The organism is Methyloligella sp. GL2 (assembly GCF_013341275.1).
Taxonomy (GTDB): Bacteria; Pseudomonadota; Alphaproteobacteria; order Rhizobiales; family Methyloligellaceae; genus Methyloligella.
The window spans coordinates 554,084-577,209 of the sequence record NZ_CP054476.1 but is presented as its reverse complement, the minus strand read 5'-3'; the positions used below and the strand labels follow the sequence as shown (position 1 = coordinate 577,209).

25 protein-coding genes and 1 pseudogene are annotated in these 23,126 nt (G+C 64.5%); 12 read left to right on the top strand and 14 right to left on the bottom strand.

All coding sequences use genetic code 11. The annotated features are described in order from the left end of the window. Positions 1 to 6: 6 nt before the first annotated feature. The 3 genes and pseudogenes from hpt to HT051_RS15260 form a co-directional block, all read right to left on the bottom strand. Positions 7 to 573, bottom strand: coding sequence for a hypoxanthine phosphoribosyltransferase (gene hpt / locus HT051_RS02760; protein WP_174540623.1), 567 nt, complete (start codon positions 571 to 573; stop codon positions 7 to 9). Then, on the bottom strand, positions 573 to 1,454 hold the full coding sequence (locus HT051_RS15080) for an FxLYD domain-containing protein (RefSeq protein ID WP_246810151.1): 882 nt from the start codon (positions 1,452 to 1,454) through the stop codon (positions 573 to 575). Before HT051_RS15080 ends, hpt begins: the two co-directional genes overlap by 1 nt. A gap of 438 nt (positions 1,455 to 1,892) precedes the next feature. Beyond that, positions 1,893 to 1,961, bottom strand: a pseudogene (locus HT051_RS15260) (hypothetical protein); the annotation flags it as partial. Between the two features lie 154 nt (positions 1,962 to 2,115). Between HT051_RS15260 and ftsE the strand changes: the two are divergent. The 5 genes from ftsE (at position 2,116) to HT051_RS02730 (ending at position 5,891) form a co-directional block, all read left to right on the top strand. Beyond that, entirely contained in the window at positions 2,116 to 2,772 is a 657-nt protein-coding gene (ftsE, locus tag HT051_RS02750) for a cell division ATP-binding protein FtsE (RefSeq protein ID WP_174540621.1), read from the top strand. Further along, a complete protein-coding gene (locus HT051_RS02745; RefSeq protein ID WP_174540620.1) occupies positions 2,769 to 3,752 on the top strand; it encodes an ABC transporter permease in 984 nt (327 codons plus the stop codon). The genes ftsE and HT051_RS02745 overlap by 4 nt, the downstream gene beginning before the upstream one ends. A gap of 86 nt (positions 3,753 to 3,838) precedes the next feature. Then, positions 3,839 to 4,534 carry a YdcF family protein gene (locus tag HT051_RS02740; protein WP_174540619.1) on the top strand — a complete coding sequence of 232 codons (696 nt, stop codon included), beginning with the start codon at positions 3,839 to 3,841 and terminating at the stop codon, positions 4,532 to 4,534. A gap of 5 nt (positions 4,535 to 4,539) precedes the next feature. Beyond that, positions 4,540 to 5,277 carry a 1-acyl-sn-glycerol-3-phosphate acyltransferase gene (locus HT051_RS02735; protein WP_174540618.1) on the top strand — a complete coding sequence of 246 codons (738 nt, stop codon included), beginning with the start codon at positions 4,540 to 4,542 and terminating at the stop codon, positions 5,275 to 5,277. A gap of 200 nt (positions 5,278 to 5,477) precedes the next feature. Beyond that, positions 5,478 to 5,891: a hypothetical protein gene (locus HT051_RS02730; protein WP_174540617.1), complete on the top strand. Its 414-nt coding sequence runs from the start codon at positions 5,478 to 5,480 to the stop codon at positions 5,889 to 5,891. 22 nt (positions 5,892 to 5,913) lie between these two features. Here HT051_RS02730 and HT051_RS02725 read toward each other — a convergent pair whose 3' ends face one another. The 3 genes from HT051_RS02725 to hisC are packed head-to-tail and all read right to left on the bottom strand — an operon-like array spanning position 5,914 to position 8,601. Then, complete coding sequence (locus HT051_RS02725; RefSeq protein WP_174540616.1) at positions 5,914 to 6,447, bottom strand: gamma-glutamylcyclotransferase; 534 nt, start codon at positions 6,445 to 6,447, stop codon at positions 5,914 to 5,916. 16 nt (positions 6,448 to 6,463) lie between these two features. After that, on the bottom strand, positions 6,464 to 7,456 hold the full coding sequence (locus tag HT051_RS02720; RefSeq protein WP_174540615.1) for a prephenate/arogenate dehydrogenase family protein: 993 nt from the start codon (positions 7,454 to 7,456) through the stop codon (positions 6,464 to 6,466). Further along, positions 7,453 to 8,601 carry a histidinol-phosphate transaminase gene (gene hisC, locus HT051_RS02715; protein WP_174540614.1) on the bottom strand — a complete coding sequence of 383 codons (1,149 nt, stop codon included), beginning with the start codon at positions 8,599 to 8,601 and terminating at the stop codon, positions 7,453 to 7,455. Before hisC ends, HT051_RS02720 begins: the two co-directional genes overlap by 4 nt. A 171-nt stretch (positions 8,602 to 8,772) precedes the next feature. Here hisC and HT051_RS02710 point away from each other — a divergent pair, with 171 nt between their 5' ends. Both HT051_RS02710 and metW read left to right on the top strand, forming a co-directional pair. After that, positions 8,773 to 9,963 (top strand): homoserine O-acetyltransferase, encoded by a 1,191-nt coding sequence (locus tag HT051_RS02710; RefSeq protein ID WP_174540613.1) that lies wholly within the window; start codon positions 8,773 to 8,775, stop codon positions 9,961 to 9,963. A gap of 22 nt (positions 9,964 to 9,985) precedes the next feature. After that, positions 9,986 to 10,621: a methionine biosynthesis protein MetW gene (metW, locus tag HT051_RS02705; protein WP_174542828.1), complete on the top strand. Its 636-nt coding sequence runs from the start codon at positions 9,986 to 9,988 to the stop codon at positions 10,619 to 10,621. A gap of 237 nt (positions 10,622 to 10,858) precedes the next feature. Here metW and HT051_RS02700 read toward each other — a convergent pair whose 3' ends face one another. Then, positions 10,859 to 11,623: a methyltransferase domain-containing protein gene (locus HT051_RS02700; RefSeq protein ID WP_174540612.1), complete on the bottom strand. Its 765-nt coding sequence runs from the start codon at positions 11,621 to 11,623 to the stop codon at positions 10,859 to 10,861. 178 nt (positions 11,624 to 11,801) lie between these two features. On the opposite strand from HT051_RS02700, the gene gloB reads away from it, so the two are divergent. Next, positions 11,802 to 12,572, top strand: coding sequence for a hydroxyacylglutathione hydrolase (gloB, locus tag HT051_RS02695; RefSeq protein WP_174540611.1), 771 nt, complete (start codon positions 11,802 to 11,804; stop codon positions 12,570 to 12,572). Between the two features lie 2 nt (positions 12,573 to 12,574). Then, on the top strand, positions 12,575 to 13,033 hold the full coding sequence (locus HT051_RS02690) for a cupin domain-containing protein (RefSeq protein ID WP_246810150.1): 459 nt from the start codon (positions 12,575 to 12,577) through the stop codon (positions 13,031 to 13,033). 266 nt (positions 13,034 to 13,299) lie between these two features. On the opposite strand, the gene phbB is transcribed toward HT051_RS02690, so the two are convergent. Together phbB and HT051_RS02680 are read right to left on the bottom strand one after the other, a co-directional pair. Continuing rightward, positions 13,300 to 14,025, bottom strand: a complete 726-nt coding sequence (gene phbB, locus HT051_RS02685) for an acetoacetyl-CoA reductase (RefSeq protein ID WP_174540610.1) — start codon at positions 14,023 to 14,025, stop codon at positions 13,300 to 13,302. 136 nt (positions 14,026 to 14,161) lie between these two features. Beyond that, the gene (locus HT051_RS02680; protein ID WP_174540609.1) at positions 14,162 to 15,346 is read right to left on the bottom strand and encodes an acetyl-CoA C-acetyltransferase; all 1,185 of its coding nucleotides are present in this window, start codon (positions 15,344 to 15,346) and stop codon (positions 14,162 to 14,164) included. Positions 15,347 to 15,557: 211 nt separating this feature from the next. Here HT051_RS02680 and phaR point away from each other — a divergent pair, with 211 nt between their 5' ends. Further along, positions 15,558 to 16,229, top strand: a complete 672-nt coding sequence (gene phaR, locus HT051_RS02675) for a polyhydroxyalkanoate synthesis repressor PhaR (protein WP_174540608.1) — start codon at positions 15,558 to 15,560, stop codon at positions 16,227 to 16,229. On the opposite strand, the gene HT051_RS02670 is transcribed toward phaR, so the two are convergent. The 4 genes from HT051_RS02670 to mtgA all read right to left on the bottom strand — a co-directional run bounded on the left by HT051_RS02670 (position 16,226) and on the right by mtgA (position 19,887). After that, positions 16,226 to 18,031: a bifunctional diguanylate cyclase/phosphodiesterase gene (locus tag HT051_RS02670; protein ID WP_174540607.1), complete on the bottom strand. Its 1,806-nt coding sequence runs from the start codon at positions 18,029 to 18,031 to the stop codon at positions 16,226 to 16,228. The two genes, phaR and HT051_RS02670, sit on opposite strands and share 4 nt — an antisense overlap. Positions 18,032 to 18,297: 266 nt before the next feature. Next, positions 18,298 to 18,753 (bottom strand): hypothetical protein, encoded by a 456-nt coding sequence (locus HT051_RS02665; RefSeq protein ID WP_208454363.1) that lies wholly within the window; start codon positions 18,751 to 18,753, stop codon positions 18,298 to 18,300. A 45-nt stretch (positions 18,754 to 18,798) separates the two neighbouring features. Next, positions 18,799 to 18,984: a 50S ribosomal protein L32 gene (gene rpmF, locus HT051_RS02660; RefSeq protein ID WP_174540606.1), complete on the bottom strand. Its 186-nt coding sequence runs from the start codon at positions 18,982 to 18,984 to the stop codon at positions 18,799 to 18,801. A 117-nt stretch (positions 18,985 to 19,101) separates the two neighbouring features. Continuing rightward, the gene (gene mtgA / locus HT051_RS02655; protein ID WP_174540605.1) at positions 19,102 to 19,887 is read right to left on the bottom strand and encodes a monofunctional biosynthetic peptidoglycan transglycosylase; all 786 of its coding nucleotides are present in this window, start codon (positions 19,885 to 19,887) and stop codon (positions 19,102 to 19,104) included. A 155-nt stretch (positions 19,888 to 20,042) separates the two neighbouring features. On the opposite strand from mtgA, the gene HT051_RS02650 reads away from it, so the two are divergent. Then, positions 20,043 to 20,933, top strand: a complete 891-nt coding sequence (locus HT051_RS02650) for a polyprenyl synthetase family protein (RefSeq protein ID WP_174540604.1) — start codon at positions 20,043 to 20,045, stop codon at positions 20,931 to 20,933. 37 nt (positions 20,934 to 20,970) lie between these two features. Beyond that, a complete protein-coding gene (locus tag HT051_RS02645; RefSeq protein ID WP_174540603.1) occupies positions 20,971 to 21,684 on the top strand; it encodes a DUF1345 domain-containing protein in 714 nt (237 codons plus the stop codon). Positions 21,685 to 21,687: 3 nt separating this feature from the next. Here HT051_RS02645 and ispG read toward each other — a convergent pair whose 3' ends face one another. Beyond that, positions 21,688 to 22,950: a flavodoxin-dependent (E)-4-hydroxy-3-methylbut-2-enyl-diphosphate synthase gene (gene ispG / locus HT051_RS02640; RefSeq protein WP_174540602.1), complete on the bottom strand. Its 1,263-nt coding sequence runs from the start codon at positions 22,948 to 22,950 to the stop codon at positions 21,688 to 21,690. Between the last annotated feature and the right edge of the window lie 176 nt (positions 22,951 to 23,126).

Below are 23,126 nucleotides of genomic sequence, written 5' to 3'. Positions count from 1 at the left end.
CGGCGGTCAGTCCTCGCCGGTCTCGTCTCCGACGATCTCCCCGATGAACGGCAACTCGCGATAGCGATGCGCCAGATCCATGCCGTAGCCGACGACGAATTTCGGCGGGCAGGCAAAGCCGGTGAAATCGGCATCGATCGGCACCGCGCGCTCCGCCGCCTTGTCGATCAGCACACAGGTGAGAACGCGGCTGGCGCCCCGGCCTTCCAGCAGCGCCTTGGCGAAATCCAGGGTGCGGCCGGAATCCAGGATATCGTCCACCAGCACCACGTCCCGGCCCGAGACGTCGGTCTCCACGTCGCGCAGCACCTTCACCGTACCCGATGAGGTGGTGCCCGTGCCGTAGCTTGCCAGGAAGATGAAATCGATCTCCGGCGCCAGCCCCTTCTCGTGCAGCGCCCGGATCAGATCGGCGGCGAAGATGAAGCTGCCTTTCAGCACCGCGACCACCAGGAGGTCGTGCGGATGCGAGGCGGCGATGGCGTCGGCCAGCTCGTCGACGCGCGCTGCGATGGCCGCCGCGTCGTAGAGCGGTGTGATGGCCGGGCCGCCCTCGCCCTGCTCCGGGGCCATCAGCCCGACTTCTTGGCTTTCTGGAAGCGGACCTTGATGCTCTTCATCGTGCCGGGCGGCGAGGGGATTTGCGTGGCGAACGCGGTCTTGCCGCCAGCCCCGAGCTGACCTTCGCCCGCCGGCGCCATCCACTCGGAGATGTTGTCGCCATTCTCGTCGAGAAGTGCGATCAGCACATTCGGCAGCGCCACCTCGCCATCGGTCAGATTGACGATATCGCCCTCGACCCGGAGCATGGTCTGCCCCTGATATTCGCCCCAACCGTAATGCACGTTCTCAAGCGCCAGCCCGCTGGAGTTCGACGAGATCCCGAGCGCGCCATAGAGCGACGAGGCCCCCGGCAGCACCGAGGTCACGAAACCGGGCATGGCGGCGAAGATCGCCAGAATGATCGCAACCACCAGGCCGAGAACGCCCCAGCCGAGCAGCACGCCCTTGCCGGCGAGGCCGGCGGATTTCTGCTTGGGCGCAGCCCCGGCAAGCGCTTCCGCCTCCCCGGTCTCGAAATCGGCATCGCCTTGCGGCGCCTGACCCGGCGCGCCTGCGCCATATTGGAAATCGGCATCGCCGGGCAGAGGCCGTTCGACGCCTTCCGGCGGGGCCGGCTCTTCCATGAAACTGGTGCCGTCCTGCGGCGCAGCTCCAGGGCCGGCGGTCTCGAATGCAGCCTCGCCTTGCCCCATCTCCGGCGGTGCGGACTGAGGCGGCGGCGGAGGAGGCGCACCGAATTCCGGCTCCGGAATACCCTCCTGCGATTCGCCAGCCCCTTCTTGCGGCAGCTCACCTTCGAACTCCTGCTCGCCCGGAGGCGGAGGCGGCGATGGCGAACCGGCGTCGCGGGGCGCGCCCTCGGCACCGCCCGGCGGCGGTGGGGGCGGCATCGCGCCTGGAGGCGGCGGCGGGGCGGAAGGACCGCCCGGCGGCCCTCCGGCCGGACCTTGCGCACCGGGAGGTGCCGGCGGTTGCGGCGCATTGGGCCGCGGACCGTTTCCAGGACCAGCTTGTCCCGGACCGGCTTGCCCCGGGAAACCAGGCCCTTGCGGGCCGGGCCGCGGAGGCCGCGGAGGCATTGGCGGGCGCTGACCAGGTTGGCCGGGCTGACCCGGCATGGGAGGACGCGGCGGCTGCGGAGCTCCGCCTTCCATCCCCGGCGGCGGTGCGCTCGGCCGCGGAGGCGGCGGTGTCGGAGCCTGTGGCCCAGGAGGCGGCGCTGCCTCGCTCCTTTGCGGAGCGGACGGCGCGGCCGCCGGCGCACTCGGTGCGCCCTCCGGTATTGCCTGCCAGACATTGCCGCACTTGCTGCAACGGACCTTACGGCCCTCTGGCGGAAAAACCGCGGAAGTCTCAAATCGGGTCCCGCATGCGGGACAGATGATCACTGTCGCCATAACAAAATCTGGGGTCGCTCAGGCGTTCTTAAATTCCACAAAGCCCCACGCCTTTGCCCAAATGAATTGATACCGGATGGTGAGTTCAGCATAAAGACCTGGTTTTAGAGAATCTTATCATACTGACAGCCATTCACAGTTTTGAGGGAAACGGGTGATTCGCTTTGAAAATGTCGGGCTCCGCTACGGATCCGGCCCAGAGGTCTTACGCGACATCTGCTTCCAGGTCCATCCGGGCTCGTTTCACTTTCTTACCGGACCCTCCGGAGCAGGCAAGACCAGCCTCCTGCGCTTGATCTTCATGGCGTTGCGCCCTTCGCGCGGCCTGATCTATATCGGCGGCCAGAATACCGCCGAGCTAGACCTGGCCGGACGTGCCGAGCTGCGCCGCCGAATCGGTATCGTATTCCAGGATTTCCGCCTGCTCGACCATCTGACCACCTGGGAGAACGTGGCCCTGCCGTTGCGCGTGCTGGGGATGCGTGAGACCGATTACCGCGAGGATGTCACCGAGCTTTTGCGCTGGGTCGGCCTCGGCGACCGAATCAATGCCTATCCCGAGGTGCTGTCCGGCGGCGAGAAGCAGCGCGCCGCCATTGCCCGAGCCGTGATCGGCAAGCCGGAGCTGATCCTCGCCGACGAGCCGACCGGCAATGTCGATCCCGTCATGGGCGACCGCTTGCTCCGCCTGTTCATCGAGCTTAACAGGGTGGGCACCTCGATCGTCATCGCCACCCACGACTACGCCCTGATGGAGCAGCTGCCTGCGCCGCGTCTGATGCTCCATAGCGGCCAATTGGAGGTTCATTGAACGCATCCGAGCTTTGGGCGGAGTTCAAGGCCTATCCGTGGGACAGCCTGTGGCAAGAGCTGCTCCCGGCCCGCTACCGCACCGACAGCGCGCAAATCCTGCCCTCGGCCTCCATCGCCTGGAACGCCCTGACGGTGGTGATCGCCATCATGTCGTTCCTCGCCTGCCTCACCGTGGGCACGGTCTATATGCTGAACCAGTCCGCCGCCGCCTGGGTGAACGACGTGGTGAGCGAGGTCACGGTCGAACTGGATCCGGTCGATACCCCCGATATCGAGAAGAAGATGACCCTGGTGGCGCTGTTTCTCGCCAAGCAAAAGGGCATCACCCATGTGCGGCCGCTGACGGTGCAGGATTCCGCCGATCTGCTTGAGCCCTGGCTCGGCCGCAGCGACGTCATCGAGGCATTGCCCATCCCGCGCCTGATCGCCGTTGAGATCGACCGCACCAATCCGCCCGACCTGCCGCTGATCGCCAAGTCCCTGGAAGACAATTTCGACGGCGTCACCCTCGACGACCACCGCCGCTGGCAATCGGAGATTCGCGGCGTCACCCGGACCGCCGCCATGGGCGGGCTCTTTATTCTCGGCCTCGTCGCCGCCGCCACCATTGCGGTGATCGTCTCCGCCACCCGCAGCGCCATGGTCTCCAACCGCGAGGTCATCGAGGTGCTGCATTTCGTCGGCGCCAATCAAGGCTTTATCGCCGGAGAATTCGAACGCCATTTTCTGGGGCTGGGCTTGCGCGCAAGCCTGGTCGGCGCGCTCAGCGCCGCGCTGGTCTTTCTGCTGCTGCCGCTCCTGATGCATCTGGTCGGCGGCGGGCTGGTCGCGGCCGCCGAGACCCGCCGCCTGTTCGGCACCGGCGAGCTCGGCATCGCCGGCTATCTGTTCTTCGTTCTCGTCGTCGTCGTGATCGCCGGGCTATGCATGATCACCTCGCGAATCGGTGTGATCAAAGTGCTGCGCGACTACGACTAGAAGCGGTAAGACGGCAGCGCGCCATCGCACACCGAACGCGATTTCGCCGGACCGAAATTCAGCCTATTCTCCGAACGATGAGCAGCATGGATCATACCGTGTCGACCGAGGGAGCCAGAACGCGCAAGAGGGGCGTCCTGCTGCTTGCCTTTGCGCGTCTGCTGTTCAATGCGCTGCTGCTGATCGTGGTCGCGCTCGGCGTGGGATTTTTGATCTTCGTCAACACGTTGCAGCGGGAGAAGACCGATCCGCCGCGTGCCGACGGCATTGCGGTTCTGACCGGCGGCACGGCGCGTATCGACGAGGCGCTGACCCTGCTGTCCAAGGGCAAGGGCGAGCGCGTGCTGATCAGCGGCGTCTATCCCAAGACCACCAAGACAGAGCTGGAAAAGCTGACCGGCGAAGGCAGCCAATATTTCAGCTGCTGCGTCGATCTCGACCACGAGGCCCAGAACACCATCGACAACGCCACCGAAACCAGCCAATGGGCCATCGCCCACGACTACCGCTCGGTGATCGTCGTCACCTCCAACTATCACATGCCTCGGGCGCTCGCCGAGCTTGGCCGCACCATGCCGGGCGTAACGCTCTATCCCTACGCCGTAGTCGACAAGAACGTGCATCTCGACCATTGGTGGCTCTATCCCGGCACCACCAAGCTGCTTCTGTCGGAATACCTGAAATACCTGCCCGCCCTGATTCGCCTCGGCATGACCCGCACCGTGGCACGCGTCGTCGACGGCGATTGGGGCTTGCGGCCTGAGGAAATCACCGAGCCGTAAGCCAGATGCTGCAAACTCTCCGCTCGATCCTGTTTCATATCGCCTTCTACGCCAGCACCACCTCCTTCGTGGTGCTCGGCTCGCCGCTACTGCTCGGCCCCAGAAGCTGGGCCATGGCCGCGCTGGAAATCCATGCCGAGATGGAGATCCTTCTGCTGCGCTATATCGCCGGCATCCGCCTGGAGGTGCGCGGCGAGGAAAATCTGGTGGATGGCGCCTGCATCGTCGCCAGCAAGCATCAATCCGCCTTCGAGACCTTCGCGCTGGTCCCGCAGCTGGAAGATCCGGTCTATCTGATGAAGAAGGAGCTGTTCCGCATCCCCTTCCACGGCTGGTTCTCCTACAAATTCGGCATGATCCCCGTCGCCCGCGACCAGGGCGCCAAGGCCTTGCGCGAAATGCTGAAAGAAGCGGAGCAGCGCATCGCCGACGGCCGCCAGCTGATCATCTTTCCCGAAGGGACCCGCCGCCCAGCCGGCGCCCCGCCGGACTACAAGACCGGCATCTTCCTGCTCTATCAGGCGCTGAAAGTACCTTGCGTGCCGGTGGCGCTGAATTCCGGCCTCTACTGGCCGCGCCACCACCTGAAGCTCAACCCCGGCACCATCGTCATCGAATTCCTGCCCGCTCTGCCGCCAGGCCTGCCCAAGCGGGAGTTTCTGCCCGCCCTGCAAGACGCCATCGAGACCGCCTCCGACCGGCTTCTGGAAGAGGCAAAGCGGCAATCCGGCAATGCCGGTTAGGCGTCAGCTCGAGCGCCGTCCGAGCGCGCCGGGCCGGGGAACCACACCGCGTTTTCCGGGGTTTTACCTCGCAACTTGACGGAAAAGGGCCATCTGTTCTATCTTTGTTCTCATTCGCGTTAAGGTTTCTTGGCCAACGTCTTGAAATCGTCACGGGTACGCCCATTTCCAGAAACGATCGCAGGTTAGCGGATAGACCGATGTTCATGATTGCAAGCAACACTGAGACCGAGATTTCCGGTCCTGGAGATGAGCCGGCGCTGATTTGTTCGGAGGACGCCTTCCGTCAGGCTTTTCACTACTGGCGCGGGGCTTCCGGCAGCCGTTATCTCCACAGCGTCTATAGCCTGGTCGGATGCCCGGCCATGCCGCAGGTGAACTATATCCTGGTCCGCCGCGAGAGCGACGGCAGCCGCACCCCGCTCGCCATCGGCGAGACCACGGACGAGGCGGTGTCCCTCAACCTCGCCGCGCTGCGCCATAAGGGTGCCAAGCTCGGCGCCAACGAGGTGCATATCCACCTCCTGGCCGAGACCGCCGAGGCGCGCCGCGCCGTGAAGGACGATCTCATCGCAAGTCGCGGCGAGACCGCCTCCATCGCGCAGGCCGCGTAGGGATTTTTTCGAAAATCGAGAGCTAGCGGAGCAGCCGGGCGGCAAGCCCGGCGAGCATCGGATCGTGCACGCCCGCATCTTCCAGATGCCGCACCGTGTTCAGCACATATTCGGTGTTGGCGCCGGACTGGCCGCGGCTTGCCGCGACGATGCCGGTCTGGTCCTCCAGCGAAAGCCGCCCGGCATATTGCGTGTGCTGGCGGTCGACCAGGTAGCAGACCGCGTGGATCCTCCGCGTGCTGCCGTCGAGAAGCTGCACCGGCCGGAAGGTCTCGCGATAAACGAAGGTGGTCTGCTCGCGCTTGCGCAAATAGACCATGGTGTCGTCCTCATGGCCGGGCCGTACCCGGAAGGCAACGCCGCGGCAGGCCCCGCCCCGGTCGAGCCCCAGCACCAGGCCGGGCCGGTCCTCGGTGCCGCGATGATGGATGGAATAGACGCACATGGAGCGGTGCGCGCCCTTTAGCAGACCCGGCACCTGCTCGTCGAAATAGAAACCGGGCCGCCACATCAGCGACCCGTATCCGAATACCCAAAGCTCGTCTTCAGCCGTCATCGGTGAAATTCGGCCACTACCCCTTCTCCGCCAGACGCGCCGGCTTCTTCGCTTCAGCCTCGGCGGGCTCACCGCCCCCGGCCGCCTGCGGCGCTTGCGGCTGCCGCCCGAAATCCGGGGCCGCCGTCTCCTGCCCCGCCTCGATGATACCGCGCCGGATCGCCCGCGTACGGGTGAACAGCGCATGCAGCGCCTCGCCATCCTCCCAGCGGATCATCCGCTGCAGCGCGGCGAGATCTTCCGAGAAGCGGCCCAGCATCTCCAGCACCGCCTCTTTGTTGTTGAGAAAGATATCCCGCCACATCACCGGATCGGAAGAGGCGATGCGGGTGAAATCGCGGAAACCGCCGGCGGAGAACTTGATCACCTCCGACTGGGTGACCTCTTCCATATCCGCCGCAGTGCCGACGATGTTGAAGGCGATCAGATGCGGCAGATGGCTGGTGGTGGCCAGCACGATGTCGTGATGCGCCGGGCTCATGGTCTCCACATCGGAGCCGAGCGCCTCCCACATCGCGGTGACTTTGCCGAGCGCCGCATCGGTGGTGCGCGCCGACGGCGTCAGGATCGCCCAACGCCCCTCGAACAGCGTGCCGAACCCCGAATCCGGACCGGAATATTCGGTGCCCGCGATGGGGTGGCCGGGCACGAAGGCGTTTTCCTTCGGCAGCGCCTTCTCGATCGCCGCGATCACCGCCGCCTTAACGCCGCCGACATCGGTGACGATTGTCTCCGGCGAAAGCCCCGGCACCATCGCATTGGCCACATCGCCCATCGCCCCGACCGGCACGGACAGGATGACGAGATCGGCATCCGTCACAGCCTCCACCGCCGTCTCGGCGATCTCGTCGCCAAGCCCGATCTCCCGGGCCCGCGTCCGCACCTCGGGCGATGCGTCGGAGCCGACGACGCGGGCGGCGATCCCCTTCTGCTTCAGCCCATGGGCAAGCGAAGAGCCGATCAGCCCCAGACCGAGGATCGCGACTTTGTCGAACAGCTTGCCGCTCATGCCACGCCTTCGCCGGTCTTCGTTCCCGCCTCATCGCCCGCCTCGTCACCGGTCATGGCGAGGAATTCCTCGAGCGCAGCGAGCGTCGCCAGGTTCTGCTCTTCGGAGCCGATCGACATCCGCAAGCAATTGGGCAGGCCGTAAGCGCCCACCTGGCGCAGAATGATGCCCTTCGACAGAAGATGCGCATCGGCATCCGCCGCCGTAGTGCCCGGCGCCTCGGGAAAATGCACCAGCACGAAATTCGCCGCGCTCGGCGTCACCTTCAACCCCAGCCCGGTCAAAGCCTCGGTCAGCTTGTCCCGCCACAGCGCATTATGCTCCGCCGATTTCTGCACGAAATCGGTATCGGCGATCGCCGCGACGCCGGCCGCCATGGCCGGTCCGGAAACGTTGAACGGCCCGCGGATCTTGTTCAGCACTTCAGCCACCTCCGCCGGGCAATAGGCCCAGCCGACGCGCAAAGCCGCCAACCCGTGGATCTTGGAGAAGGTCCGGGTCATCACCGTATTGTCCGAGGTGGCGACCATCTCGATCCCGGCCTCGTAATCGTTCTTGCGCACATATTCGGCATAGGCCGCATCCAGCACCAGGAGCACATCCTCCGGCAGCGCTTCGCGCAGCCGCTTCACCTCGTCGAAGGAGATATAGCTTCCGGTGGGGTTGTTCGGATTGGCGAGATAGACGATGCGCGTCTTATCGGTGACGCAAGCCAGCAGCTTGTCGACATCCACCCGGCAATCGGTCTCCGGCGCGATCACCGGCGTCGCGCCGCGCGCCAGGATCACGATCGGATAGACCAGGAAGCCGTGCTCGGAATAGATCGCCTCGTCGCCCGGCCCCAGATAGGCCTGCGCCAACAGGTTCAAGATCTCGTCGGAGCCCGCACCGCAAACGATGCGCGCCGGATCGAGGCCGAAAGCCGCACCGATCGCCTCGCGCAAGGCACTCGCCCCGCCATCGGGATAGGCGGCCAGATCGCTTGCCGATTTGAACGCCTCCAGCGCGGCGGGCGAGCAACCGAACGGATTTTCGTTCGAGGAGAGCTTGATCGCATGGGAAAGCCCCGCGACCTTGCTCTTGCCCGGCACGTAGGTTGCGATTTTGTCGATCCCCGGACGGGGGGTCAGCTTGCGCCTCGCCATGTCCGAAAGCTCCTGAAACTGGTAAACCAAGACCCCAAATGCCGTTGGGGTCGGCCCTGTGATAGGGCCAATCCTTCAGCAAAAGCAAAGGAAAGAATGATTGACTTCTGGCCGTAACGGCATAGCTACCCAACTCCTACGGCCTTGTTAGCGCAAGTTTGAAGGCAAAACATGAGCGAAACGCCGCGCGCCGAACAGTTCAACGATCCCGACCGCCGGTTGGCCCAGATCGCCAATCCGCAGAGCGATATCGTGCATTTCCCGGCAGACGAGCCCTTGCCGCTCGACTGCGGCGGCTCGCTTGCGCCGTTTTCCATCGCTTATGAGGCCTATGGCCAGCTCAACGCCGACAAATCCAACGCCATCCTGATCTGCCATGCCTTGACCGGCGATCAATATGCGGCAAGCGCCCATCCTTTGACCGGCAAGCCGGGCTGGTGGACCACCATGATCGGTCCCGGCAAGCCCATCGACACCGACAAATATTTCATTCTCTGCACCAATGTGCTCGGCGGCTGCATGGGCTCCACCGGCCCGAGCTCCGAGAACCCGGAGACCGGCAAGCCCTATGGCCCGGACTTCCCCGTCATCACCATCGGCGACATGGTCCGCGCCCAGGCGCGCCTGATCGATCATCTCGGCATCGACCAGCTGCTTTGCGTGATCGGCGGCTCCATGGGCGGCATGCAGGTGCTGGAATGGGCCTCAACCTTTAAGGACCGCGTTTTCTCGGCGATCCCGATCGCATCCGCCGCGCGCCACTCCTCCCAGAACATCGCCTTCCACGAGGTCGGTCGCCAAGCCGTCATGGCCGATCCCGATTGGTGCGGCGGCCGCTATACGGAGGAGGAGAAGAGCCCACGCAAGGGCCTCGCCGTGGCGCGCATGGCCGCCCATATCACCTATCTGTCCGACCAGGCGCTCTACCGGAAGTTCGGCCGCAACCTGCAGGACCGCGACGAGGTCACCTTCGGCTTCGATGCCGATTTCCAGGTGGAGAGCTATCTGCGTCATCAGGGCATGACCTTCGTCGACCGCTTCGACGCCAACAGCTATCTCTACATCACCCGGGCGATGGATTATTTCGACCTCGCCGCGGATCATGACGGCGTCCTGGCCAATGCCTTCAAAGGCACCAAGACCCGCTTCTGCCTGATCTCGTTCACCAGCGACTGGCTGTTCCCGACCGAGGAGAGCCGCGAGGTGGTGCATGCGTTGAACGCGGTCGCCGCCAATGTGAGCTTCGTGGAGATCGAGTCCGACAAGGGCCACGACGCCTTTCTGCTGCACGAGCCGGAGCTGTTCGACACGGTGCGCGGCTTCGTCGATGCCGCCGCCGCCAAGCGCGGCGTGAAGCTGTAACCGGAGCGCGCCGGAGATGAATATGGACGTCCCCGCCGAGAAGATCCGCAGCACCGAGACCTCCCGCGTCGACCTGGTGCTCATCGCCGGCATGATCACGCCAGGCGCCCGCGTGCTGGATATCGGCTGCGGCGACGGCAGCTTGCTTCGCATCCTCTCCGACAAGCGCGGCGTGGACGGGCGCGGCATCGAGATCTCGCAATCCGGCGTCAATGCCTGCGTCGCGCAAGGGCTTTCGGTGATCCAGGGCGATGCCGACCGCGACCTCGTCTACTACCCGAACGATGCCTTCGACTATGTGATCTTGAGCCAGACCATTCAGGCGACCCGCAACCCGCGCGCGGTACTGGAGCAGCTCTTGCGCATCGGCCGCCATGTCGTGGTCTCGTTCCCGAATTTCGGCCATTGGCGGGTGCGCACCCATCTGATGTTCAGCGGGACCATGCCGCGCACCCCCACCCTGCCCGACAGCTGGTACGACACGCCGAACATCCATCTTTGCACCATCAAGGATTTCTCCACGCTCTGCGCCGAGCTCGGCGCCCGGGTGGAGAAGGCCGAGGTGCTGAACGCCTATGGCTACCGGCTGAACTTCTCGATCCCGTTCTTCATGCAGAACCTGTTCGGCGAGCAGGCGGTCTTCCTGCTGACGCGCTAATCCCCATCGCTTTCTCTGATGACGGGCCCTCACCTCTCCCCGGCGGGGAGAGGTCGGATGCGCAGCATCCGGGTGAGGGGGGTTTGTACCCGGAGAACCACACAGGCACGGGCAGGTCCTCCCCCCTAAAAGGGGGGAGTTAGAGGGGGGTCAAATCTGCAGCGCGACGGGTGGATGATGAGACGCCCACCCCGACCCTCCCCCTTCCAGGGGGAGGGAGTAGGCCGTGCCCCGACCTTACTCCGGCGAGCGCGACCGCGCATTCTTGCCGAACGGCGCCACGGCCGGCGCGGCCGGCACCGGAATCAGACGTCCGGCCCGGCGGCGGAGCGACTTCTCCGGCACCCCGCCATAAACCAGCTTGGTCGCCTCCACCATGATCACGCCGGAGAAGGCCGGCCACAGCACCAGGCCGAGCCGTTCCCAGAACAGGCACCAGCGCAGCAGGAAGCGCCAATTGAACGGCGGCATATAAAGCGCATGCTGCCAGCCTTCCGGCGTGAAGCCGGCATCCTTCAAGAGCTTTGCCAGCTGGGTACGACTGAACGGACGCCCGAAGCCGAACGGCGTGTTCTCCACCCGCGCCCAAAGCCCGGTGCGATATGGCGCGATCACCAAGAGCCGCCCATGCGGCGCCAGAACCCGCCAGGCCTCGCGCAGCACCGCTTCGGGATCGTCCGCCGATTCCAGAAGATGGGCGATCAGGATGCGGTCGGCGGTGCCGTCGAGCAGCGGCAGATCGTCCTCCTCCACCAGCACGCTCTGGCGCGGCCCCGGATTGGGCCAGGAGATCACCCCCTGCCGCGCCGGCATCAGCGCGCCGAGTGTCGCCGCCTCGTCGCGGAACTGGCCTAGATAGGGCGAGCAATAGCCGAGCCCGAACACATGCATGCCCTGCAAATCGCCCCAGCGCGCGCGCAAGCGCGGACCCAGCAGCCGCTTCACCACATGCCCCAGGGGCGATGTGTAAAATTCCCGGAGATCTACGACATCCACACGCATGGTTGCTCGATCCGCTTCGCTTCGCAGGTCCCGTCGCGCCGCTTCGCCTTCCAGGGCCGAGATGTTAGGATTCGGCCCTGCGGCGACCCGAGCCATACGCGAAATGTATGAGCAAAGCGCATACACGGGAGGCCGCAGCTCGAAGCGGCGGGGCAGGCAACACAACTAAGGACCATTTATGCCAGGCATGGAGATTTACCAATTCCCGGCGCGAAGCGACAATTTCGGCGTTCTGATCCACGATCCGAAGACCGAGGCCACCGCTTCCATCGACGCCCCCGACGGCGAGGCGGTCATGGCCGCGCTGCGGGAGAAGAACTGGGTTTTGACCCATATCCTGATCACCCATCACCACTACGATCACACCGCCGGCAATGTGCAGCTGAAGAAGCAGACCGGCTGCATCATCGTCGGCCCCGCCGCCGAGAAGGCGGATATTCCGGGCATCGATATCGCCGTGAAGGAAGGCGACGAGGTGGATGTCGGCAGCCTGAAAGCGCAAGTCATCGAAAACCCCGGGCACACGAAGGGACACATCAGCTACTATTTCCCGGAGGAGCGTGCCGTCTTCGTCGGCGACACCATCTTCTCGCTCGGCTGCGGGAAGCTGCTGGAGGGCGACGCGAAGATGATGTGGTCGTCGCTGGCCAAGCTGCGCAAGCTGCCGCCGGAGACCGCGATCTATTGCGGCCACGAATATACCGGCGCCAATGCCCGCTTCGCGCTCACCATCGAGCCGGAGAACGAAGCCTTGCAGGACCGCGCCCGCGAGGTCGCAGCGCTGCTCGCCGAAGGAAGGCCCACTCTGCCCACCACCATGGGGGCCGAGCTCGCCGCCAATCCCTTCCTCCGCCCCGACAGTCCGGCCATCCAGAAGAACCTGGGGCTGGAGGGCGCCCCTCTCGACCAGGTCTTCGCCGAAATCCGCCGCCGCAAGGATCGTTTCTAGACATGAGCACCGACATGACCGTCGAAAAGCCGGTGAGCCAGATGGCCGCCGATGACGTGATCGCCCTGTTCCAGCTTGAGCCGCACCCCGAAGGCGGGCATTTCCGCGAGACCTTCCGCGATCACCCGGAGAGCCATCCGCGCGCCCACTCCACGGCGATCCTGTTTCTTCTGAAGAAGGGAGAGAGCTCCCGCTGGCACAAGGTCGACGCCGCGGAAGCCTGGCATTGGTATGGCGGCGGCTCCTTGCGCCTGACCATCCATGAGGAAGGCGAAGCAGCCACTATTCACCTAGGGCCGAACTGGCCGCTCGGCGAGATGCCGCAAGCGGTCGTTCCCGCCCATGCCTGGCAGAAGGCCGAGCCCATGGGCGACTGGGTGCTGGTCGGCTGCACCGTCGCACCCGGCTTCGACTTCGAAGGGTTCGAACTCGCCCCGGAAGGCTGGGAGCCTTCGCGATAGCACCTCTTGCGTCATTGCCGGGCTTGACCCGGCAATCCAGGACAACGCGCTCAGAGTTTGCCGCTCTGGATGCCCGGGTCTTCGCCCGGGCATGACGCAAAAGAGAAAATAGCTCGCACGACCTTGCGTGGCACAGTCTACGCCCTCTCCCCTGTGGGGAGAGGGTTGGGTGAGGGGGAGATGACGAACGAGAGTCCCTAACCCCTCACCCGGTCCTTCGGACCGACCTCTCCCAAAGGGAGAGGTTCGGACGCCAGAGGCGTCCCCTAGATCATGTACTGGCCGCCATTGATGGACAGCGTCGAGCCGGTGATCCAGGCCGCTTCGTCGGCGGCGAGGAAGGCCACGCAGCGCGCCACCTCATCGGCCTCGCCCAAGCGCCCGGTCGGGATATGGGCCAGGATCGCCTTCTGCATCACCTCTTCGGGCACATTGGCCAGAAGCTCGGTGTTCACATAGCCCGGCGCGATCGCGTTGCAGGTGATGCCCTTCTTGGCATTCTCCAGCGCCACCGTCTTGGTGAAGCCCAGATCGCCGGCCTTGGCGGCACAGTAATTGGCGATGCCCGCCTGGCCCTTCTGGCCGTTGATCGACGAGATGTTGATGATGCGGCCGAAGCCCCGCTCGCGCATGCCGTTGATCACCTGGCGCGTCATGTTGAACATGGAATCCAGGTTGGTGCGGATCACGTCGGACCACTGCTCATGGGTCATCCGGTGCAGCGGCGCATCCTTGGTGATGCCGGCATTGTTGACCAGAATCTCGATCGGCCCGACTTGGTTCTCCACCTCGACCACGCCCTGCTCGCACGCGGTGAAGTCGCCGACATCCCATTTGAAGACGGGGATCCCCGTCCGCTCTTTGAATTCGTTGGCGGCCTGGTCGTTGCCGGCATAGCTCGCCGCAACGTTATAGCCCGCCTCTTTCAGCGCGATGCAGATGGCCTCGCCAATACCGCGCGTTCCACCGGTCACCAAAGCGACGCGTCCCATTGTTTCCTCCCTTGTCCGGCCCGTTCGCCGACGTGTTTTTGCAGTCCACAACCGTGTTGCCGCCGGGAGCGGCAAAAACAAGCGCCTGGAAGCGAAACACTCCCAGGCGTCGTTCGTCTAGGCTGATTTCGCCCGATCAGTCCCGCGCAACGCACATGGCAATACCCATGCCGCCGCCGATGCACAAGGTGGCGAGACCCTTTTTCGCATCCTGACGCTGCATCTCGTGGATCAGCGTGATCAGGACACGGGCGCCCGAGGCGCCGATCGGATGGCCGAGCGCGATGGCGCCGCCATTGACGTTCACCTTGGAGACGTCCCAGCCGAGATCCTTGTTCACCGCGCAAGCCTGCGCCGCGAAAGCCTCGTTGGCCTCGATCAGATCGAGCTCGTTCGGCGACCAGCCGGCCTTTTCCAGCGCCTTGCGCGAGGCCGGGATCGGACCGGAGCCCATCAGCGAGGGATCGACACCCGCCTGCGCCCAGGAAACGATCCGGGCTAGCGGAGCGACACCGCGCTTGGCCGCTTCGGCGGCCGACATCAGCACCACGGCCGCGGCGCCGTCATTGATGCCCGAGGCATTGCCCGCCGTCACCGTGCCCTCATTGCGGTCGAAGGCCGGGCGCAGCTTCTGCATGTCGGCAAGATTGGCGTCGTAGCGGATGTACTCGTCATCCTCCACAACGGTCTCGCCCTTGCGGGTCTTGATCGTCACCGGGGCGATCTCGTCCTTGAACTTGCCGGCCTTCTGCGCGGCCTCGGCCTTGTTCTGGGAATTCACCGCGAACTCGTCCTGCTGCTCGCGGGTGATCTGCCACTGCCGCGCCACGTTCTCCGCGGTGATGCCCATGTGATAGTCGTTGAAGGCATCCCACAGACCGTCGGAGATCATGGTGTCGACCAGCGTCGCATTGCCCATGCGCACGCCGGAGCGCAGATGCGCACAATGGGCCGACTGGCTCATGCTCTCCTGGCCGCCCGCGACCACGATTCCGCTATCGCCGGTCATGATCTGCTGCGAGCCGAGCGCCACAGCGCGAAGCCCCGAGCCGCAGACCTGATTGACGCCCCAGGCGGTCGCGTCCTCCGGCACGCCGGCGGCAATGGCGGCCTGCCGCGCCGGGTTCTGCCCGTGGCCGGCGGTCAGCACCTGCCCGAGAATAACCTCTTCCACGTCCTTGGCATCGACGCCGGCCCGTTCCAGAGCGGCGCGGATCGCGACTTCGCCGAGCTTATGAGCCGAAAGGGACGACAAGGCCCCGTTGAAAGAGCCGATGGGCGTACGGGCCGCACCAGCAATGACAATCTCTTCGTCTTTCATCCCACTCTCCAAGTTATTGGGCCCCACCATATACCGCAGGTTTCGGACGGGTCGATACGGAACTTATAGGCGCCCTGTCAAACCGGCTATTGTCCCGCTTAACGCTATGGCAAAGCCCCTAGTGCCCTGCACAAAGAACGTGATAGGTATTTCGCATGTGCGGTAAGGGTAGGCTCCCGGCGCGATAAGACCGGGGCTAGGAGCAAGAATCGTGGCACGTGATAACGATCAGGACGGTCGGCCGGTAATCATCAAGAAGTACGCTAATCGTCGACTCTACAACACCGATACCAGCACTTATGTGACGCTCGAGGACCTCGCCGAGATGGTGCGCTCGGAGAAGGACTTCGTGGTTTTCGATGCCAAAACGGGTGAGGATCTCACCCATGCGGTGCTGACCCAGATCATCGTCGAGCAGGAGAGCCGCGGGCAGAACCTTCTGCCGATTCCGTTCCTGCGCCAGCTGATCCGTTTCTACGGCGACAGCATTCAGCGCCTGGTACCGTCCTATCTGGAATACAGCCTCGATACCCTGACCAAGCAGCAGGACGAATACCGCAGCAAATACGCTAACGTCTTCGGCACCGCCGCATTTGATGCAATGCAAGATCAGGTGCGGAAAAATTTCGAGACCTTCGAGCACGCGCTCGGCCTGTTCACGCCTTTCCCGTCCGGCGACACCACGACCGAGGCGCCGGCCAATTCATCAGCCAAGAGCGAAAATGGCGCCGCACCGGAATGCGCCGCCGCCACCAAATCCGCCAAGCAGCCGGAGACCGGCAAGCCGGTCAAACGGAAAGCCAAGCACGAGATCGAAAACCTGAAATCCGAATTGTCGGCGATGCAGGCGCGGCTGGAAGAACTCTCCCGGCGCTCCGATTAGCGCGCTCTGGAGTCCCGGTCGAAGCGCAGCTGGGGTCGCCCGCCGCCGATTTCGACCAATTCCGGCCCGCCGAAGAAATAGCCCTGCATATAGGTGATGCCGACCCGCTCGAGAAAATCGGCAGTGGTCTCGTCCATCACCCCCTCGCCGACGGTCTCAAGACCGAGATTGCCGGCAAGATCCACCAAGGTCCGCACGAAGCTGCCTTCCGCGGCCCGCGCCGTGTGGCTCTCGATGAACGAAGAATCGATCTTCACCATATCGATGCCGAGCGTGCGCAAATGCCGGAACGAGCTATAGCCGGTGCCGAACCCGTCCAGCGCGATCTTGCAACCGAAGCGCTTCAGCGCGGCGAAGAATTGCGCCGTCGCCTCCAAATCGCCGATCGCAGCCTCTTCCGTCACCTCGATGGTCAACCGCTCCGGGATCGACGGATTGACCTTGGCCATCGCCTCGAAAGCGGCCATCCAGTTCTTGTCGCCCACCGCTGAGGGCGACACATTGATCGCAAGCCGCACATAGGGCTGCTGCTTGGCGATCTCGCAGATCAGCTCCAGCACCCGCACATCGAGCAGCTTGGTCAGCCCGAATTGCTCCGCCACGTCGACGAAATCCCCGGCCGGCAGTACCGAGCCATCCAGCTTGCGGGCCCGCAGTAGCCCCTCATACGAAACCACCTCGCGGGTCTTAGAGCGGACGATTGGCTGCAGCGCCAGCAACATGCGCCGGTCGTTCAAGGCGCTGACGATCTCGTCGGCCAGCTCCGCCGCACGGCGGCGCTCCGATTCGCGCCGCTCCGAACGCTGATAGATCAGGAAATGGTCGCTGCGGCTGCGCCGCGCCTGCTCCAGCGCCTGGAGCGCCCGACCGCTGGCAAGCTGGGCGTTGCTGGCATCTTCGGGCAACCGCACAGCGCCGATCGACACCGTCGCCGTGACCGCACCGGAGCTGGTCTCGATCGCGTGATCGGCGATGATCGCCATGATCCGCCGGGCGATCAGCGCAATTCCCTGGCCCGGACAGTTATCTAGCAGAATGCCGAATTTGTTCGAGGCGAAACGGCCGACCCGGTCCTTGCCGCGCACCACCCGCGCCAGGCGCCGCCCGACCACCGCGATCACCTGATCGCCGATATCGAAACCGTAAGTCTCGTTGATGAGGGAAAGATCGTTGACCGCGATCAAAAGAAACGCCGCCTGGCTGCCGCCTGGCCGCGGATTCGCCAAAAGCTCTGAGAGCTGCTCGGTCAGCCGGGTACGGTTGAGCTGCCCGGTGAGCTCGTCATGGCTGCTCAGGAAATGCAGCCGCTGTTCCTTTTCGCTCCAATCGTCGACCACCCGGAGCGTCGCCTGCACGAAGGCCAGCTTTCCCTCCGGTCCGAGCTGACAGAGCCCGACCTCCTCCAGCCAGCGCGCCTTGGTGCCGCGGCGCCCCTCGGGCAGGAAGCGGTAGGAGGTCCGGTAGCGGAATGTGCTGTTGGGAATTGCGGGGCCGGCCCCGGTCATCGCATCGAACCGCTCCCCGGCCTGATCGGCATCGACGCGCAGCACGAAAGCACGGCCGCTGGTCATTTCGCTCATATCGGGAACGTCGAGCACCGAGGCGGCATTGCTCGCCCACGACATCTCGTCGGTCTCGACATTCCAGCGATAGACCGTCTCGTCCATGCTATCGAGGACATCCTCGACATTGAGCGGCCGCCCCTCGCCGGCGATTTTGAATGGCTCTTTATGCGTCTTGTCGCGTGACGTCTCGCGCTCAGACGCCAGCCGGTCGGCATACTCTTTCGACGAGCTATTCAAGAGACCGCCCCAATTCCCGTTAACTGCCCCAACGCCGTATTTGCCGCGTATTTCCGCGTGCATGCTTGACCGGGAGGCTAGCCGGGGAACCCTTAACAAGGGCAGAATCAAGGCGGTGGGAAGGCACCCGAAAACGGCTGTATTCCGCTAAAATTCGAACCGAAACGCCGCTTACGCGCAGCGTGGTTTACGCCCGCTTTCTATGATCTTTCGAATTGTCGAGAATTCTCGCAAAGGCAATCGGCAGGGCCGAAGGCGCAAAGCCGTTACGCGTCGCCGCCGAAGGCATAGTCGCGCCGCGCGGCGCGGATCGTGACCGAGAACCCGGCCACCACGTCGATCAGCGCGATCACCGTGATCAGGAAGAACAGCGAGGTGGCGGCCGCCGGCCAGACCAGAAACAGCACCAGGCAAAGCACGAACACGATCATCGACAGCGCATGGTCGATCACCGAATTGCCTCCGGTTTTGGTGGCTTTCAGGATCTCGACGAACAGCAGAAACAAGGCGAGCGTCATCACCGCGTCACTCACGGTGAACGCCCAGCTGCCGCCGGAGGGCAGCGGAATGTCGAAGATAGGCGCAGCAAAATCGGCGCCGATCATCACCAGCACCGCATAAAGCAGCACAACAATGAGCAGAAGCGGGACGAAGCTGAACCAGGAGACGGACGAGGACTGTCGCCGATTTCCGCCATTGTGATGCGGCTCCACGACAACCATCTACGCCCCCGTATCTCCTAGAAGTTCGGGCCTATGGGCCCGGCTTTACGCCTCTTCCTTGACCTCGATCACCTGACGGCCGCGATACCGGCCCGACTTCAGATCGATATGATGCGGACGCCGCAGCTCGCCCGTGTCCTTGTCCTCGATATAGGCAGGAGCGTTCAGAGCATCGTGCGAGCGCCGGTTGCCGCGCCGCATGGGCGTCACTTTTCTCTTCGGAACAGCCATGATTTTTATCCTAAAACATCATCCCGGCACGGGCCGGGGAAATTCTGAGTGCCCTTATAGTGGCAATCGCCGGCACTGGCAATCGGGCCGGCGCGCGAAACTGACGCCCCGAAAACCTTATGGCATAACGCAAGCAGCCCGGGCTTCCATCGCCGGCATGCGCCGTTCCACCGCCGCGCCGATCTTGCGGGTCAGCGGCCCTGGTCGCCCGGCCGTTCGTACATTGGGGTTGGGCAGGCTTGCTGCCATCAGCGCCGCCTCGTGGCGGGTGAGCTGCGAGGCGTCCTTGCCGAAATGATAGCGGGCGGCGGCTTGCGCCCCGAATACGCCCGGCCCCCACTCCACCACATTGAGATAGATCTCCATGGTGCGCCGCTTGCCCCAGACGGCCGAGGCGATATAGGCCAGCGGCACCTCCAGCGCCTTTCGCACATAGCTGCGATTGGGCCAGAGAAACAGGTTTTTCACCGTCTGCATCGGGATGGTGCTGGCCCCGCGCGGCTCGCCGCCATCGGCCGCTTCCTTCAGCGCCTCGCGCACCGCGCCCCAATCGACGCCGTAATGATTGCAATATTGCCCGTCCTCGCTGGAGATCACCGCAAGCCGCAGATTTGGCGAAATCGCCTCCAGGGGAACCCAATCCCGCCGCAAGGTTTCTCCCTTCAGCTTGGTCACCGCCATGACCGGCGTGATCACCGGATTGACCACACGGAACACGACGATGCCGAGGAGAACGGCGAGTGCCAGAGCGCAGAGGACAAGGACAACGAGCCGCACGCCCCGCCGCACCCAATGGGATTTCGATTTTTGGGATTTTGCGCTTTGCTTGCGCTTCGGCTTGGACGGCATATCGGAAACCGCAGCGGGCGGCTCGAGGGGCGGGGCATCATTCTCAGATGTCATGAGGCCCGGTTGTAGCGCGCAGTTGCCCAAAGGAGCAACGTAGGATTAGGGTCGCCCCGAAATCTTCCGCCGGTCGAATTCGCAATTTAAGGCACCGAGTGAAGACCTGCCCGAAAGCACGACTTCCCCGCAAACCTAAGAGCCCCGCCACCGCCATGTCCTTCCTTTCCGAGCTGGAACGCATCGCCGCGCGCACCGAGCAGCATCTCGATACGCTGTTCGCCTCGCATCTGAAGGGCGACGACCGCGCAAGGCTGGGCAAAGCCATGCACTACGCCATGTTCGGCGGCGGCAAACGCATCCGCCCCTATCTGCTGATCAAGACCGCCGGGCTGTTCGGCCAGCCGGAAGAGGCCGCACTGAGCGCCGCCGCGGCGCTGGAATGCGTGCACAGCTATTCCCTGGTGCATGACGACCTCCCCGCCATGGACGACGACGATATGCGCCGCGGCCGGCCCACCGTGCATGTCGCTTTCGGCGAGGCCACCGCGATCCTGGTGGGCGATGCGCTTCTCACCCTCGCCTTCGAAATTCTTTCCGAACCCGCCACGCATCCCGATCCGCTGATCCGCGCCATGCTGGTGCAGCGGCTGGCCAAGGCGGCCGGCGCCCGCGGCATGGTCGGCGGCCAGGCCCTGGATCTTGCCGCCGAGAGCGCCCCGTTCAGCGCCGCCGAGGTCGCCAACATGCAGGCCATGAAGACCGGCGCATTGTTCAGCTTCGCCTGCGAGGCCGGCGCGCTTCTGGGCGAGGCCGAGGCTCAGGAGATGCGGGCGATCGCCGATTACGGCACCGCGCTGGGCCAAGCCTTCCAGCTCGCCGACGATCTCCTGGATGCCGAAGGCGACGCGGCACGAACCGGCAAGGCCGTAGCCAAGGATGCCGCCCGCGGCAAGGCCACCTGGATCGGGCTTCTCGGGGTCGAAGGCGCCCGCGAGCGGCTGAAAGTGCTGGTGGAGGAAACCAAGAACGCGCTGGCGCCTTTCGGCGACCGGGCCGAAGATTTGAAAGGCCTCGCCCAGTTCATCGCCTATCGCGAAAGCTGAAGCGAGACCGGCAGCGGGGAGCGACAGGGGGGCATACATGAGCGCGGCGGCATCGAACGGCAAGCAAGGCTCCGCTAAGCCGAAACCGGCCCGTCATCGCCGCCCGAGCTTCATCGGCCCCAAGCTCCGCTTGGTCATTGCCGCAGCAGCAGGCGTGACGACCGCGCTTCTCGTTCCCGCCACTGAGACGATCACCCGCATCCTCTTGAGCTGGGACGCTTTCGGCCTCGTCTATATCGTGCTGGCGCTCTGGACCGTCTTCACTGTCGAAGAGGAAGGCATCAAGCGCGCAGCCGATGTCGAGGAGCGCAGCCGCACCGTGGTGCTGGCCTTGGTCGTGGTCTGCGCCCTGGCCATGCTGCTTGCCATCGGCGCCCAGCTCGCCGCCTTGAACGAAGCCAAGACCACCTATCGCGATCTGAAATTCGTGCTCACCGTGGCGACCATCCTGGTCTCGTGGTTCCTGGTGCACATCGTCTATGGGCTGTTCTACGCCCACGAGTATCACGTCTCCCGCCACCGCAGCGGCGAGGCCGGCGCCGGATTGCGCTTCCCCGGAGACCCGGCGCCGGATTATTTCGACTTCCTGTATTTCGCCTTCGTGGTCGGCACCACGGCGCAGACCTCGGACGTGCTTGTCACCTCGCGGCGCATGCGCCGCATCGTGACCGTCCACGGGCTTTTGTCGTTCTTCTTGAATACGGCTGTGATCGCGCTCGGCGTGAACCTGACCGTCCAGCTCGCCGGCTGAGCGCTACTCCGCCGCGTGCGGCCCGGCGATGCGGCCGTAGCGCCGCTCGATATAGTCGATCACCATCTTCTTGAAATCGTCGGCCAGCATCTCGCCCCGCAAGGTGGCGACCTTCTTGCCGTCGATGAAGACCGGCGCTGCCGGCATCTCACCGGTACCGGGAAGCGAAATGCCGATATCGGCATGTTTGGATTCGCCGGGTCCGTTCACGATGCAGCCCATCACCGCAACCTTCAGCTCCTCGACGCCCGGATAGCGCTGCCGCCATTCCGGCATCGACGTATGGATGAAGCTCTGGATCTCTTGGGCGAGCTGCTGGAACCGCGTCGAGGCGGTGCGTCCGCAGCCGGGACAGGCCGCGACCAGCGGCACGAAGGCGCGAAATCCCATGCTCTGCAGAAGCTCCTGCGCCACCTTCACTTCGAGCGTCCGGTCGCCGCCCGGCTCCGGGGTGAGCGAGATGCGGATGGTGTCGCCGATCCCTTCCTGCAGCAGCACGGCGAGCGCCGCCGAGGAAGCAACGATCCCCTTGGAACCCATGCCCGCCTCGGTGAGCCCCAGATGCAGCGCGTAAGGCGCGCGCGCCGCCAACAGGCGATACACCGCAATCAGATCTTGCACCGCGCTGACCTTGGCCGAGAGCACGATCTTGTCGGCGCCGAGCCCAAGCTCCTCCGCCCGCGCCGCCGAGAGCAGCGCCGACTGCACCAACGCCTCGTGCATCACCGCGCGGGCATCCTTCGGCGTCTCGCGGCGAGCATTCTCGTCCATCAGCCGGGTCAGCAGCTCCTGATCCATGCTGCCCCAATTGACGCCGATGCGCACCGGCTTGCCGTGGCGGATCGCCGCCTCGATGATGGTGGCGTAGTGCTTGTCCTTCTTGTCCTTGAAGCCGACATTGCCCGGATTGATGCGGTACTTGGCAAGCGCCGCGGCGCAGTCGGGATAGTCGGTGAGAAGGATATGGCCGTTATAGTGGAAGTCGCCGACCAGCGGCGTCTCCACCCCTTGCGCCAGCAGCTTGTCGCGGATCGCCGGCACGGCAGCCGCCGCTTCCGCCCGGTCCACGGTGATGCGCACCAGCTCCGAGCCGGCCCGCGCCAGCGCCGCGACCTGAGCGGCGGTCGCATCGGCATCGGCGGTGTCGGTATTGGTCATGGACTGCACCACGACCGGCGCATCGCCGCCGAGCATCACCCCGCCGACATTCACCCCATGGGAGGCGCGCCGTCCTGTCCCAGTCCCGATATCGTTCTTGGCGTCCATTGGCCTGAGATAAACCAGATTTAGCGGAGCCGCGCCAGCCCGCCGAACGGGCGGAGCGCGATGGGGTTACGCAAAGCCGCCCCCTCCGGACAAGAAGCGCTGCACCTCACCTGACCAAGATGGCAATTCGATAACGCTCCGGAGACCATTTCGGCAGAACGACTTTGTCTTTAAAC